16 protein-coding genes and 1 pseudogene are annotated in these 13,933 nt (G+C 68.8%); 15 read left to right on the plus strand and 2 right to left on the minus strand.

Annotated features, from left to right (window positions below; all coding sequences use genetic code 11):
* The first annotated feature begins 7 nt into the window (after positions 1–7).
* The 14 genes and pseudogenes from DRB06_RS02905 (at position 8) to DRB06_RS02970 (ending at position 11,267) form a co-directional block, all read left to right on the plus strand.
* Positions 8–1,213 (plus strand): histidinol-phosphate transaminase, encoded by a 1,206-nt coding sequence (locus DRB06_RS02905; RefSeq protein ID WP_073333144.1) that lies wholly within the window; start codon positions 8–10, stop codon positions 1,211–1,213.
* Entirely contained in the window at positions 1,210–1,809 is a 600-nt protein-coding gene (hisB, locus tag DRB06_RS02910) for an imidazoleglycerol-phosphate dehydratase HisB (RefSeq protein WP_073333146.1), read from the plus strand. Before DRB06_RS02905 ends, hisB begins: the two co-directional genes overlap by 4 nt.
* The gene (locus tag DRB06_RS02915; RefSeq protein WP_073333149.1) at positions 1,809–2,543 is read left to right on the plus strand and encodes a hypothetical protein; all 735 of its coding nucleotides are present in this window, start codon (positions 1,809–1,811) and stop codon (positions 2,541–2,543) included. The genes hisB and DRB06_RS02915 overlap by 1 nt, the downstream gene beginning before the upstream one ends.
* Before the next feature lies 1 nt (position 2,544).
* Positions 2,545–3,246 (plus strand): imidazole glycerol phosphate synthase subunit HisH, encoded by a 702-nt coding sequence (gene hisH / locus DRB06_RS02920; protein ID WP_395994416.1) that lies wholly within the window; start codon positions 2,545–2,547, stop codon positions 3,244–3,246.
* A 39-nt stretch (positions 3,247–3,285) separates the two neighbouring features.
* Positions 3,286–4,026 carry a bifunctional 1-(5-phosphoribosyl)-5-((5-phosphoribosylamino)methylideneamino)imidazole-4-carboxamide isomerase/phosphoribosylanthranilate isomerase PriA gene (priA, locus tag DRB06_RS02925; RefSeq protein ID WP_108967612.1) on the plus strand — a complete coding sequence of 247 codons (741 nt, stop codon included), beginning with the start codon at positions 3,286–3,288 and terminating at the stop codon, positions 4,024–4,026.
* Positions 4,027–4,097: 71 nt separating this feature from the next.
* Positions 4,098–4,865 carry an SseB family protein gene (locus DRB06_RS02930; protein ID WP_073333293.1) on the plus strand — a complete coding sequence of 256 codons (768 nt, stop codon included), beginning with the start codon at positions 4,098–4,100 and terminating at the stop codon, positions 4,863–4,865.
* A 311-nt stretch (positions 4,866–5,176) separates the two neighbouring features.
* Positions 5,177–5,686, plus strand: a pseudogene (gene infC / locus DRB06_RS02935) (translation initiation factor IF-3); the annotation flags it as partial.
* 255 nt (positions 5,687–5,941) lie between these two features.
* A complete protein-coding gene (gene rpmI / locus DRB06_RS02940) occupies positions 5,942–6,136 on the plus strand; it encodes a 50S ribosomal protein L35 (RefSeq protein WP_086615114.1) in 195 nt (64 codons plus the stop codon).
* Between the two features lie 30 nt (positions 6,137–6,166).
* Positions 6,167–6,547 (plus strand): 50S ribosomal protein L20, encoded by a 381-nt coding sequence (rplT, locus tag DRB06_RS02945; RefSeq protein WP_108967610.1) that lies wholly within the window; start codon positions 6,167–6,169, stop codon positions 6,545–6,547.
* Between the two features lie 141 nt (positions 6,548–6,688).
* Positions 6,689–7,600 carry an RNA methyltransferase gene (locus DRB06_RS02950; protein WP_258522125.1) on the plus strand — a complete coding sequence of 304 codons (912 nt, stop codon included), beginning with the start codon at positions 6,689–6,691 and terminating at the stop codon, positions 7,598–7,600.
* Positions 7,601–7,868: 268 nt separating this feature from the next.
* Positions 7,869–8,636 carry an amino acid ABC transporter ATP-binding protein gene (locus DRB06_RS02955; RefSeq protein ID WP_073333165.1) on the plus strand — a complete coding sequence of 256 codons (768 nt, stop codon included), beginning with the start codon at positions 7,869–7,871 and terminating at the stop codon, positions 8,634–8,636.
* Between the two features lie 58 nt (positions 8,637–8,694).
* Positions 8,695–9,657 carry a glutamate ABC transporter substrate-binding protein gene (locus DRB06_RS02960; RefSeq protein ID WP_111819098.1) on the plus strand — a complete coding sequence of 321 codons (963 nt, stop codon included), beginning with the start codon at positions 8,695–8,697 and terminating at the stop codon, positions 9,655–9,657.
* A 105-nt stretch (positions 9,658–9,762) separates the two neighbouring features.
* Entirely contained in the window at positions 9,763–10,416 is a 654-nt protein-coding gene (locus tag DRB06_RS02965) for an amino acid ABC transporter permease (RefSeq protein WP_108967606.1), read from the plus strand.
* Entirely contained in the window at positions 10,413–11,267 is an 855-nt protein-coding gene (locus DRB06_RS02970; protein WP_111819099.1) for an amino acid ABC transporter permease, read from the plus strand. The genes DRB06_RS02965 and DRB06_RS02970 overlap by 4 nt, the downstream gene beginning before the upstream one ends.
* Before the next feature lie 296 nt (positions 11,268–11,563).
* Here DRB06_RS02970 and DRB06_RS02975 read toward each other — a convergent pair whose 3' ends face one another.
* On the minus strand, positions 11,564–11,923 hold the full coding sequence (locus DRB06_RS02975; protein WP_111819100.1) for a DoxX family protein: 360 nt from the start codon (positions 11,921–11,923) through the stop codon (positions 11,564–11,566).
* Positions 11,920–12,531 (minus strand): TetR/AcrR family transcriptional regulator, encoded by a 612-nt coding sequence (locus tag DRB06_RS02980; protein ID WP_073333177.1) that lies wholly within the window; start codon positions 12,529–12,531, stop codon positions 11,920–11,922. Before DRB06_RS02980 ends, DRB06_RS02975 begins: the two co-directional genes overlap by 4 nt.
* A gap of 262 nt (positions 12,532–12,793) precedes the next feature.
* Between DRB06_RS02980 and DRB06_RS02985 the strand changes: the two genes are divergently transcribed.
* Entirely contained in the window at positions 12,794–13,873 is a 1,080-nt protein-coding gene (locus tag DRB06_RS02985) for an inositol-3-phosphate synthase (protein ID WP_108967601.1), read from the plus strand.
* The last annotated feature ends 60 nt before the right edge of the window (positions 13,874–13,933 follow it).

The following is a 13,933-nucleotide window of genomic DNA, read 5'->3' on the forward strand; positions in this document are numbered from 1 at the left end:
TCGGCCCGTGACCGTTCTCCCGCTGCGGCCAGATCTACACGGCTGCGAACCCTACGGCGCCCCCGAGCTGGACGTGCCGGTGCGCCTCAACGTCAACGAGAACCCCTACGCGCCCAGCCCGGCAGTGGTGGCAGACATCGCCGCGGCTGCCGGGCGGGCGGCGGCCGGCCTCAACCGCTACCCGGACCGCGACTTCCCCGATTTGCGCGCCGCCCTGGCCGACTACCTGGCCGCCGAGTCCGGCGTGCGCCTGGACTGGCAGCAGATCTGGGCCGCCAACGGCTCCAATGAGGTCATGACACATGTGCTGCAGGCCTTCGGCGGGCCCGGACGCACCTGCCTGTCCTTCACCCCCACCTACTCCATGTACCCCGAGTACGCCCGCGACACCTTCACCCGCTACGTCACCGGGCCACGGCGGGAGGACTTCACCGTCGACGTCGACGCCGTCGCCGCGGCCATCGCGCGCGAGCACCCGGCCGTGGTCATCCTAGCCAGCCCCAACAACCCCACCGGCACCGCCCTGCCGCTCGACGACGTGGTTGCCATCCTCGAGGCCGCCCGCGGCCAAGGCCCCGTCGACGCGGCGGCAGGCGACGACGGCGCCACCGACTGCGTGGTGGTGATCGACGAGGCCTACGCGGAGTTCCGCCGCCCCGGTGTGCCCAGCGCACTGGAGCTGCTGGAGCGCACCGACGGCGATGGCGCCCCCCGCTACCCGCACCTGGCCGTCACTCGCACCATGAGCAAGGCCTTCGGCATGGCCGGGCTGCGGCTGGGATATCTGGCCGCCTGCCAGCAGCTGGTGGACGCGCTGCGCATCGTGCGCCTGCCCTACCACCTGTCCGCGCTCACTCAGGCCGCCGCCCTCGCTGCTCTGGATCACCGGGACGAGCTCATGAGTCAGGTCGCCTCCCTGCGCGACGAACGCGACCGCCTGGTGAGCTGGCTGCGCGCACAGGGCTGGACCGCCTACGACTCCGATTCCAACTTCGTCCTGTTCGGGCCCTTCACCGACCGGCGGGCGGTGTGGCAGGGGCTGCTCGACCGCGGCGTCCTGATCCGGGTCGTCGGCCCGGAGGGGTACCTTCGGGTCTGCGTCGGCACGCCGGCAGAGATGGCCGACTTCCGTACCGCCCTCACTGCCGTCACCAGCGACGGCCCGCACCAACCGGACCGCAACGGCCAGAACCTGGAGGAGAATCCCGCATGAACCGCACCGCCCGCATTGAACGCAGCACCAGCGAGTCCTCCGTCGTGGTCGAGCTGAATCTGGACGGCACCGGCAGGACCGACATCTCCACCACCGTTCCCTTCTACGACCACATGCTCACCGCCCTGGGCAAGCACTCCTTGATCGACTTGACGGTGCACGCCTCCGGCGACACCGACATCGACGTGCACCACACCGTGGAGGACACCGCCATCTGTATCGGCGAGGCCCTGAAGACCGCCCTGGGGGACAAGCGCGGCATCCGCCGCTTCGGCGACGCCCTCGTGCCCCTGGACGAGGCCCTGGCCCAGGCCGTCGTCGACATCTCCGGCCGCCCCTACCTGGTGCACGACGGCGAGTCCGAGGCCTTCGTGCACCACCTGATCGGGGGGCACTTCACGGGCTCCATGGTCCGCCACTGCCTGGAGGCGATCGCCTACCACGCCGGCATCTGCCTGCACGTGCGCGTCATCTCCGGGCGCGACCCCCACCACATCGCCGAGGCCGAGTTCAAGGCCCTGGCCCGCGCCCTGCGGACCGCCGTCGAACCCGACCCCCGCGTGGACGGCATCCCCTCGACCAAAGGCGCTTTGTGATGCGTGACGACCACTCCGACGACTCCGCCGGCCGCCGCGACGACGAACCCGATATCGACGCCGAGTTCGCCGCCATGATGGAGGGTCTGAACCTGCCCGCCGACCTCTCGGACGCTCCGGAGGACACCGGCCCGGTTTCGCCCCACGACGTGCCGCACAACACCTACGGTCCCGCCGACGCGGACCGCCCCAACGCGGTCAAGATCGCCGTCGTACTCACGCCCCTGGCCAGCGCGGAGGCCCTGGCCGCACTGTGCGCCGCCGGCGGCCTGGACTGCACGGTGGTGCCCTCCTCCTCAGGCGCCATCGCCGTCAAGGAATTCGTCTCTGCGCACGCGGAGTGGGACATCACCGAGCTGCTGGGCGGCGCCGAGACCGAGCCCGCCGAAGCCGCCGAGCTTGCCGCCGCGCTGTCACGCCTGAGCCGTGTCGGCGTGGTGCTCATGACCGCAGACCTGGCCACCGACGTCGGTACCGAGGCGGGACTGTCGGGCACCATCACGGCCCGTCGATACCAGCACGGCCAGGCGGGGGAGGAGACCAGTGCTGGGCTGCTGCTGGCCTCCGCCGACCAGACCCTTGAGGACATTCTGCTCGGCGCCCTCCGCGCGGAGGAGGCACCGGGCGCCCTCAAAACCAGCGAGGTCAAGCCCGGCCGCATGATGCGCTGGCTGGGCCGCGGGATGCGTCCGCGCGGAGGCGACCAGGGCCGGGGTGACCCGTCCGGGAACTGACATGGAGGCCGCGGCCCCCACGGGTGTAGGTAGTGTGGGCCCCGTGAGGCAACCACACGTCGTCGTCCTGTCCTACGGAAGCGGAAACGTGCGCTCGGCCGTGCGCGCCCTGGAGCGCGTGGGCGCCACCACCGAGCTGACCGCGGATCCGGAGGCGGTGGCCAACGCCGACGGGCTCGTCGTGCCCGGCGTCGGCGCCTTCGCCGCCGTCATGGAGCAGTTGCGCGCCGTCGATGCCCCCCGGATGATTGACCGGCGGCTGGCCGGCGGACGACCCGTGCTGGGCATCTGCGTGGGCATGCAGGTCATGTTCGAGGCCTCCACCGAGCACGCCGCGGGCTCCGAAGCAGTCCCTGGACTGGCGCAGTGGCCCGGCACCGTTTCCCGCCTGCAGGCGGACATCGTCCCCCACATGGGATGGAGCCAGGTGCGCCCACCCGCCGGCACGGTCCTGTTCGACGGGTTGTTCGACGCCTCCGGGTCCGAACGCTTCTACTTCGTGCACTCCTACGCCGCCAAGACGGACCCGGCCACGCTGCTCGGACCCGGTCACACCTCCCCGCCCCGTGCCACCTGGGCCACCCACGGCGAGGACTTCGTAGCCGCCGTCGAGAACGGGGCGCTCAGTGCCACGCAGTTCCACCCCGAGAAGTCCGGGGACGCCGGGGCGCAGTTGCTGCGCAACTGGCTGACCACCCTCTGAACGCTCACTCGCCAACCCCGCCCCCCAAGGAGACCACCCATGCTCACCCTTCTTCCGGCCGTCGACGTCGCCTACGGCAAGGCCGTCCGGCTGCTGCGCGGCGAGGCCGGCAGCGAGACCGACTACGGCAACCCCGTCGACGCCGCCCGTGACTGGGTGGCGGCCGGCGCGCAGTGGATTCACCTGGTGGACCTGGACGCGGCCTTCGGACGCGGCACCAATGCCCCCCTGCTCGCCCGGATCGTCGGCGAGGTGGATGTCAAGGTCGAGCTGTCCGGCGGCATCCGCGACGACGCGTCGCTGGACCGGGCCCTGGCCGCCGGGGCCGCACGAGTGAACCTGGGTACGGCCGCCCTGGAGGACCCCGAGTGGACCGAACGGGTCATCGCCGAGCACGGGGACAAGATCGCGGTGGGCCTGGACGTGCGCGGCACCACCCTGGCCGCCCGCGGCTGGACCCAGGAGGGCGGGGACCTGTGGGAGACCCTGGCCCGTCTGGACGCCGCCGGCTGCGCCCGCTACGTGGTCACCGACGTCACCAAGGACGGCACCCTCATGGGGCCGAACATCGACCTGCTGCGCCAGGTCTGTGAGCGCACCGCGGCCTCCGTGGTCGCCTCCGGCGGCATCGCCCACCTGGACGACCTGCGCGCGCTGGCCCGCCTGGAGAGCTACGGCCTGGAGGGTGCCATCGTCGGCAAGGCGCTTTACAACGGCAACTTCACCCTCCAAGACGCACTGGCCGTCTGCCGCGGCGAAGGGGACCAGGAGGCGCACTGATGCCCGATTCCCCCGACATCCCCGACGTGCCCACCGAAGGCAACGGCTCGGAACTGAATCCGGACCTGCAACTGGCGGCCGCCCTGGCCGCCCGCAACCGGCTGGAGCAGCTGCTGGCCGCCCCGACCCCCTTCGCCACCGACGACGGCGCCGCCGACCCCGCCGTGACCGCCGCCCTGGAAGCACAGGGACTGCCCCGCCACGAGTACCTGGACCGGCTGCTTGCCGCGCTGGCCGCCAGTCGGCTGATCGTGCCGGTCGCCGCCCACGCCGTCGGCGGGCCCACGCGCATCCACCTGGGGCGAAACGCGCCGGCCGTCCCCGTGCACGAGCCCCACACCGCCGACCCCGCCGAGGACGCCGCGGACCTGGCCGTCCAGCTGCCCGACGGGCACCGTGCCCTACCGGTGTTCACGTCCGCGGCGGCCGCCGCGGCCTGGCGTGAAGATGTGCGTCCCGTGCCCGTGACCCCGCGTCGCGCCGCAGAGGTCGCCTGCCTGCTAACCGACCAGTTGTGGGTACTGGACCCGGGCACGCGCGACCTGCGCCTGCCCCGGCCCGCCGTAGTCGCCCTGGCCGGGGGAGAGGACTGGATCCCGTCGTGGCGCAACCAGCCGGTGCAGGCCGAGGTGGCCGCTCAGTTGGGCGCCATCGACGGGGTGACCGGGGTTGCCTTCGCCCCCGGCGAGGACGCCGAACTGCGCGTGTTCATCCGCGTAGACGCCTCCGCAGGTACGCCCGCCGTGGCCGCCACCCTGGAGCAGTGCCAGTACGTGATGGTCAACCCGGCCTGGGGTGAACTCATCGACACCGTGGAGTTGTGCCCCGTCCCCGCTTGACGGGGCCCCGGCGTGCGGGGCGTATGGGCAGACTCACGTTCGCACTCCGCCGCCCGGCGGGCCCACAGCGGGCCGGGCCTGCTAGTATCGGGCACCGACCGGCCGGAGGCTCCGTCTCCGGCACGCAAGCGGAGAAATCCCACCTGGGTTCCCGAAGGGAGCCGGGTCATGCGAGGAGCGATCCTCGCGGTCGCCGCCCTCTTGGGCTCTGCGGCCGTGCTCCGACGAGCACATGAAAGGCCTTCGTGCGCGTATGCGGCGAAGGCCTTCTTCGTTGCGGCGGTCACCACTTCCAAGAGTGAGGAACAGTCATCAGCGAGCCCCGTATCAACGAACGGATCCGCGTCCCCGAGGTGCGACTTGTCGGCCCCAGCGGTGAGCAGGTCGGCATTGTCCGGGTGGAGGACGCTCTCCGCCTGGCCGAAGAGGCAGGTCTCGACCTCGTAGAGGTCGCTCCCGACGCACGCCCCCCGGTGTGCCGGCTCATGGACTACGGCAAGTTCAAGTACGAGTCGGCCATGAAGGCACGCGACGCCCGGCGCAACCAGGCCAACACCCAGCTCAAGGAGATCCAGTTCCGCCCCAAGATCGACGAGCACGACTACGCAACCAAGATGGGGCACGTCGAGCGCTTCCTCAAGGGCGGGGACAAGGTCAAGTGCATCGTCCGCTTCCGCGGACGCGAGCAGTCCCGCCCGGAGCTGGGTATTCGGCTGCTCCAGCGCGTAGCCGAGGAGGTCTCCGAGCTGGGCACCATCGAGTCCCACCCCCGTCAGGACGGCCGCAACATGGTCATGGTCCTGGCTCCCACCCGCAAGAAGGCGGAGGTCAAGTCCGACCAGCGCCGTCGCCGCGAGGCGGCACGCGCCAGCCGCCGGGCCGAGAAGCAGGCCGCCAAGGCGGCCCGCGAGGCCAAGGCGGAGGCGAAGGCCGCCGAGGCGGCGAGCGGGGGCGAGTAACAGCGCCCCAGCACCAGCCCGCCGCCGGCGGGTAAGTCACGACCCAGCCCCGTCACCCGACGAGGTCAGCAGCCCCCGACCCAAGCGGCGCCGGGGACCGAGAATGAGGAAATAAACATGCCGAAGAACAAGACGCACTCCGGTGCCAAGAAGCGCTTCCGGGTCACCGGCAGCGGCAAGCTCATGCGCGAGCAGGCCGGTAAGCGCCACCTGCTGGAGGTCAAGTCCTCCCGCCGCAAGCGCAGGCTGTCCCAGGACCAGGCCGTCTCCCCGGCCGACGCCCGCCAGGTCAAGAGGCTGCTCGGTCGCTGACCGGCCCATAACACTTAAAGGAGTCATCACATGGCACGTGTGAAGCGGGCTGTTAACGCCCAGAAGAAGCGTCGTACCGTCCTCGACCGGGCCTCCGGCTACCGCGGTCAGCGCTCCCGCCTGTACCGCAAGGCCAAGGAGCAGGTCACCCACTCCGGCGTATACGCCTTCCGCGACCGCCGCGCGCGCAAGGGCGACTTCCGTCGCCTGTGGATTCAGCGCATCAATGCCGCCGCTCGCGCCGAGGGCATGACCTACAACCGGTTCATCCAGGGCCTCGGCCTGGCCGGCGTGGAGGTCGACCGCCGCATGCTCGCCGAACTGGCCGTCAACGAGCCCGCCGCCTTCAAGGCGCTTGTGGACACCGCCCGCAAGGCGCTGCCCGCGGACGTCAACGCCCCCAAGGCCTGAGCCATCGGTGCCCGACACCGTCGGGCGCATCCGGCCGCCGCGCGCGGCCGCAACACTTGAGACGGCTCCTCACCCATGGCTCCACCAACCGGCGGGGCACGGGGGAGGGGCCGCCTCGTTTTTCCCGGTAACCTGCCGCTCATGAGCACGAGCGCGATCCTGAACAATCCCACGGCCATCCGCATTACCCGCGTGGCCGGACTGGTCCGCCGCGCCGCCCGCAGCAAGTACCGGCGCTTCGTGGTGGAGGGTCCGCAGGGCGTGCGCGAGGCCGTCAACTACGCCGCCGGGCACGTGCTGGACGTCTACTTCACCGAGGAGGCGGCTCGGGCTCACGCCGATATTGCCGACGCCGCCGTTTCCGCCGGGCTGTACACCCACCTGGTGACCCCCGAGGTCATGCGCGCCATGAGCGCGGACGCCCAGGGCGTACTCGCCGTCGTCGATACTGGGGCGGTGGCGGTGCCACCGGAGACGGGGGCCGGCGGGGGAGGAACCGGGGCGGCTTCTGCCGGCATGGAGGCCGACACCGTCGGGAGCGAGGCGGGGCTCTCCTCCGATTCCACCCTGGCGGCGGCCCTGTCCGGGGCGCGCCTGGTGGCGGTGCTCACTGAGGCGCAGGATCCCGGCAATGCGGGCACCATCATCCGCGCCGCCGACGCCGCGGGCGCCGACGCGGTCGTGCTCGTCAAGGGCGGCGTGGATCCGACGAATCCGAAGGTCGTGCGCGCCACGGCCGGTTCCCTGTTCCACCTACCGGTGCTGGCGGGCGTCGAACTGTCGGACGCCGTGCGTGGCCTGCGGGCGGCGGGGCTGAGGCTGCTGGCCGCCGACGGGCACGGCACCGTGAGTCTGTTTGACGCCGAGGCGGAGTTGGCGGCGCCGTCGGCCTGGCTGCTGGGCAACGAGGCCCACGGGCTTGCCCCCGCGGCCCTGGACGCGGCGGATACGGTGGTCTCGATCCCCATCTACGGTCGGGCCGAGTCCCTGAACGTCGCCTCCGCCGCCGCCATCTGCCTGTACGCCAGTGCCCGGGCGCAGCATCTCGGTTAAGCGCGTCGAGCCGCGTCTCAACCACCGAGACGGTGCTGTGATGCTGCTCCCAGCACGTCCGAATGCTGAATACCCGCGCACCTGTTCCCAGGTCTCGAGTGCTACTGTGCGTCCGGCGAGCACCGTGCGGTCCACCCGGATTGCGGTCGGTCGCCGCGAATCCGAACCGGAGGGAAACAGTGGTCATGCGAATGTGTTGCTGTAGCTGTCGCTGAGGCAGCTCCAGTCCCATTCGCCCTTTAACCTTATAATACGAGAAGAGGCTCCTATGCCTGCTCCCGCCAACCCTTCCATCCCTGAGCGCCCGCTCGTGCGCATCAGTCACGTCAGCAAGTACTACGGCGACTTCAAGGCGCTCGACGACGTCTCGCTGGACATTCACCGCGGTGAGGTGGTCGCCGTCATCGGCGCCTCCGGCTCCGGCAAATCCACTCTGTGCCGCACCATCAACCGGCTCGAGACGATCCAGTCCGGCACCATTGAGATCGACGGCGAACTCCTGCCCGAGGAGGGGCGTGAACTGGCCCGCCTGCGCGCCGAGGTGGGCATGGTCTTCCAGTCCTTCAACCTGTTCCCGCACCGCACGGTGCTGGACAACATCACCCTCGCGCCCACCCGCGTGCGCAAGGTGCCCAAGGCCGACGCCGAGGATCGCGCCCTCCAGCTGCTCGAGCGTGTGGGGCTTGCCGACCAGGCCGGCAAGCGCCCGCCGCAGCTGTCCGGGGGACAGCAGCAGCGGGTGGCGATCGCCCGCGCCCTGGCGATGGACCCCAAGATCATGCTCTTCGACGAGCCCACCTCCGCCCTGGACCCGGAGATGATCAACGAGGTCCTCGACGTCATCAAGGACCTGGCCGCCGAGGGCATGACCATGCTCGTGGTCACCCACGAGATGGGCTTCGCCCGCTCCGTCGCCGACCGCGTCGCCTTCATGGACGGCGGTCAGATCGTTGAACTGGGTGCACCCGCCGAGTTCTTCGCCGCCCCGCGCACCGAGCGCGCCCGTGACTTCCTGTCCAAAGTGCTCAGCCACTGAACTCAGCGGCCACCATCGATTCCTGGTTACCACCCTGCCGCATCCGAAAGGAACCACCATGTCCGTACTTCCTCAGCTCACGCGCCGTACCCTGCTGACCGCCGCCGGCGTGGCCTCGCTCGCCGCCGTGCTGGCGGCCTGCGCCGATTCCAGCGGTGATGACAGCGACTACGACGCCGTCATCAACTCCGGCCCCGTCGCCGCCGACGACGTCGTGGCCGCATCCACCTGGGCATCGGCGGTCAAGGACGCGGGCGTGCTGAAGACCGGCGGCACCAAGACCTCCGAGGTGTTCTCCCTGGAGGACCCCGCTACCGGAAAGATCACCGGCTTCGACGCCGCCCTTGCTCAGGTCTTGGCCCGCTACATCATCGGTGGGGAAGACGCCCGCTCCCTGCTGGAGGTCACCCAGGTCACCTCCGACACCCGCGAGACCATGATCGAGAACGGACAGGTCGACGCAGTCTTCGCCACCTACACGATTACCCCCGAGCGCGCCGAGAAGATCTCCTTCGCCGGCCCCTACTATTCCTCCGGTCAGTCCGTCCTGGTACGTGTCGACGACTCTGAAATCAACGGCGTCGACGACCTGGCCGGCGTGAAGGTTGCCGTCCAGTCCAACTCCTCCTCCGGCCCCGCCCTGGACGAGGCTGCGCCCGACGCCGAGCAGGTGCAGTTCACCGATCACGCCAGCTGCGTCGCCGCGCTCGAGGCCGGCCAGGTGGACGCCTACGTCGTCGACCAGTCCCTTGAGCTCAGCGAGGTGCAGTCCAACGACGCCGTCAAGATCGTCGGCGACCCCTTCACCGAGGACCCCTACGGCATCGGCTTGCCCAAGGACTCCGACGCCCAAGAGTTCGTCAACACCTTCCTACAGACCATTTACGACGACGGCACCTGGAACGCCATCTGGGAGGCCACGATCGGCACCATCATCGGTGGCGAGGCACCCGAGCCGCCCGCCATCGGCTCCGTCCCCGGCTCCGAGACGGACGCCGCCACCGCGGCGGCTACCGACTGACCTCGGTCGGACGGCTCGGGCCAACATCAATCCGCTCGCAAAGCACGGTGGGTGGGGCGGCCCGCCTTCCGAGGCGGCCGCCCCAACGCTCCGGAGGAGGCGCCCATGAACGTCATCACCGATAACCTCGGCATGCTCGGCCAGGGGTTGGTCACGACCCTGACAATCGCCATCATCGGCTACGCGTGCGCGCTCGTCGTCGGCACGGTGATCGCGATCTTCCGCGTCAGCCCGATCCCGCCGCTGCGCGCGCTCGGTGCCGCCTGGGCGACGGTGGCCTGCAACATCCCGACCCTGTGCCTGATGATCCTGGCCGCCTTCGCCGCGCCGCGGGCCGGCGTGCCCCTGTCCCTGTTCGCCGCCGCCGTCACCGCGATCGTCTTCTCCGCCTCAGGATTCGTGTGCGAGACGGTGCGCTCCGGCATCAACTCCGTGTCCAAAGGTCAGATCGAGGCGGCCCGGGCCCTGGGCATGCCCTTCGGGCTGATCATCGGCGCGGTGGTGCTGCCCCAGGCTTTGGCCCGCACCATTCAGCCACTGGTCAACATCTTCATCTCCTGCCTGATCGGCTCCTCCCTGGCCGCCGCGATCGGCGTGCCCGAGTTGACCAACGTCACTCAGCAGCTGAACCTGCGCTACGCGCAGGCGGTGATCACCTTCCTCACCTCCGGACTGACCTACTTGGCCATTGCCTTCCTGGCCACCAAACTCGGCGGCCTGCTCGAGCGCCGTATAACCGGACGGGAGGCCCACGCATGAGTGCCCTGACCACGCCGACCCCCGCCCGCACATCCGGCGCCGCCGACGCCGATCTGCTCTTCGACGCTCCGGGCCCCAAGGGACGGCGCCGCATCCTCATCGGATCGGTGCTGGTGACCCTGATTGTCCTGGCGCTTATTGCTGGTGCACTGGTACAGCTCGGCCAGGCCGGCCAGCTCGCCTACCCGAAGTGGCGCTACTTCCTGGGGCAGTCGGTGGTCGGCTACCTCGGGCGCGCCCTGGCCGACACCCTGCTGGTCACCGCGGTGGGTGCGGCCCTGTCCTTTCCGCTGGGCATCTTGTTGGGCTGGGCACGCATGAGCCGCTCGACGGCGCTGCGGTCCGCGGTGGGAGCGTGGATCGACGCCATGCGCGCCATACCCATGCTGCTGCTGATCTACTTCTTCCTGCTGGCGGTGCCGCGCTGGGGACTCACTCTGTCTCCCTTCTGGATGCTCACCGTGCCCATCGTCATGTGCTCCTCAGCGACTACGGCGGAAGTATTCCGCTCCGGGGTGCTCGCCCTGGAACGCGGTCAGAGCGAGGCCTCCCAGGCACTGGGACTCAACGCAGGCCAGGCAATGCGGCTGGTGCTGGCACCGCAGGCACTGCGGCTAATGCTGCCGACGTTGATCACCCAGCTGGTGACCATTCTGAAGGACTCATCATTGGGATATGTGGTCGCGTACACGGAGCTGATGTACGCCGGGCGCCTGCTCACCTCGTCGGCACGCGTCACCGCGCACCTGGACGTTTATCTACCCGCCTACGTGATCATCGCGGTGATCTACGTGCTCATCAACTGGGCGCTGGGCGTGCTGGCCAGGCGCGTCGAGGCGCGCACCCGCTGAGACGGCCTGTTCGAGAGCCGCTGGTGTCACTGGATGCACCACTTTTGATGGTCGAGTAGTTAGGACAGGTGCGTGTACCCCTGGATGTCGGCGGAGGAGCCTGATGCTTATGTGGAGCCGACCGGGAAAGTGGTGCATCTGGTGACAGGAAAGCGGTGTGGTCCCGGTAGCGGTATGCCTCTGGACTATGCGCGCCACCTCCAGTAGCCCGCCAGCGCGACGGTCAGGGCGACGGGCAGATGAGCATGGGCGCGCAGACGCGACTCCGCGACTGATGCGGTGATGACCGGGAGGGGCTAGCCGACGAATGACGCGATGGCGGTTACAGCAGCCAGGGCGAGCATGCCCAGGCAGTTGATCCACAGTTCGCGGCCCATGAACCCTGCCCTGATGTGGGCGACGATGGCGCATAGGAAGTAGCAGATCACGCCCGTGCAGGCGGCGAGCGCGACTCCGGGCACTCTCAGCCCGACCAGGAGGCCTGCGGCCGCCAAGACCTTGATGACTAAAAGAGTCCACCACCACTGCCGCGGAAATCCGACTCCGGTGAGGCAGTTACGGATGAAGGAAGGAGGTCGCAGCGACAAGGTGGCGTCACCCAGCAGTACAACTGCGAGGAGGACCACCAGCCACGGAAAGTGAGGGAGCAGCGTCATTGGTTGTGCTCCTCGTTGGAGGCTGTCAGGAGCGGGCGGATCGCGTCGCGCACTCGGCTACAGAGTGCGTCTATCCCGGTTCCTGGCAGGGATGCCCATTCGAGAAGCGCGCCCAGGTAGGCAAGATACGCAGTTGTGGCACGCTGTTTGGCGGCCGTCATCGAGCAGCCGGTAGCCGCGGCAAAGACGTCTTGGAGTTCGTTGATCAACTTCTCCCGCAGTTCGCTGAAGACTCTCGAACTGTGAGCGCCGGAGATGAGCACCGCTCCGTAGGACCGGGCGAGGTCTGGGCTACTGGCGAACAGCTCGATGAAGGGAAAGAGGATATCGAGGATCGCCTCCGAGCCGCCGTTAACACCTTCGGACTGTACTGGCGCGTGACTGGTTCGCGGGGAGGTGGTGTGCAGGGCTTCTATGTGTTCGTCGAAGCATGCAACCAGCAAGCCACTCTTGTCTCCGACGTGCATGACGGTGCCCACGCTGACAGCAGCGTCTGCCGCGATGTCTTTGATGGTCGTCGCACGGAAGCCTCTCTCCTCGAACAGTCTTCGGGAACTTGCTAGGACCTTGGCTCTGGTGGCGGCACGGGCTTCAATGCGTGTGGGCACGAACTCTCCTCGGGATTGCCGTGAATGTGTTCATTGAACGGGTTCGTTGAGCGTGTTCAGTAAGAGTAGCCTGCGTCCGGCTTGAGTGCAATACCAACACCAACGATGAGTTGGGGGTGCCGAGGTGCTAGCCGCCGGTGCGTAGGCGCACACCACCGACTGCCGCTATTCACGGGCGTGACATGCCCCAATCGAGGCGGATCATTACTATCTCAGCCGTCAGATCCTCGAACGGTCATGGGTTGGCCGATTAGGAGAACAGATGAGCAAGATTCGTGTCGCCATCGTCGGCGTGGGCAACTGCGCGTCGTCGCTGGTGCAGGGCGTCGCCCACTACGCCGACGCCGAGCCGACCGACAAGGTCGGCGGCCTGATGCACGTCCAATTCGGCGACTACCACGTCTCGGACATCGAGTTCGTGGCCGCCTTCGACATCGACGCCGCCAAGGTCGGACTTGACCTGGCCGACGCCATCAACGCCTCCGAGAACAACACCATCAAGATCGCCGACGTCGCCCCCACCGGCGTGAGGGTGCAGCGCGGCGTCACCCTCGACGGCTTCGGCAAGTACTACCGCGAGACCGTTCAGGAGTCCAGTGAGCCTCCGGTCGACGTGGTCCAGGCGCTCAAGGACGCCCAGGTCGACGTTGTGGTCTCTTACCTGCCCGTCGGCTCGGAGGAGGCCGACCGCTACTACGCCCAGTGCGCCATTGACGCCGGCTGCGCCTTCGTCAACTGCCTGCCGGTATTCATCGCCTCCGATCCGGCCTGGGCGCAGAAGTTCACCGACGCCGGCCTGCCGATCATCGGCGACGACATCAAGTCTCAGATCGGCGCCACCATCACCCACCGGGTGCTGGCGCGTCTGTTCGAGGAGCGCGGCATCACCATCGACCGCACCTACCAGCTCAACGTCGGCGGCAACATGGACTTCAAGAACATGTTGGAGCGCGAGCGGCTGATGTCGAAGAAGATCTCCAAGACCCAGGCGGTCACCTCCAACGTCTCCACGCAATTCGCCGAGAAGGACATTCACGTCGGCCCCTCCGATTACGTCGGCTGGCTGGACGACCGCAAGTTCGCCTTCGTACGCCTGGAGGGGCGCAACTTCGGCGGCGCCCCCGTCAGCCTTGAGTACAAGCTCGAGGTCTGGGACTCCCCGAACTCCGCCGGCGTGGTCATCGACGCCATCCGGGCCGCCAAGATCGGCCTGGATCGCGGCATCGGCGGTCCGCTGCTGTCTCCGGCATCCTTCTTCATGAAGTCTCCGCCGGAGCAGCGTCCCGACGAGGAGGCCATGGACTCTACCGAAGCCTTCATCCGGGGTGAGGTCGAGCGCTGATCGCTCGTTCCGCCATGCACACACGCAGGTCGGCCCGCAGCAACTCATGGCTGCTGCGGG

It is taken from the genome of Actinomyces sp. Z5 (assembly GCF_003287795.1).
GTDB lineage: Bacteria > Actinomycetota > Actinomycetes > Actinomycetales > Actinomycetaceae > Actinomyces > Actinomyces glycerinitolerans.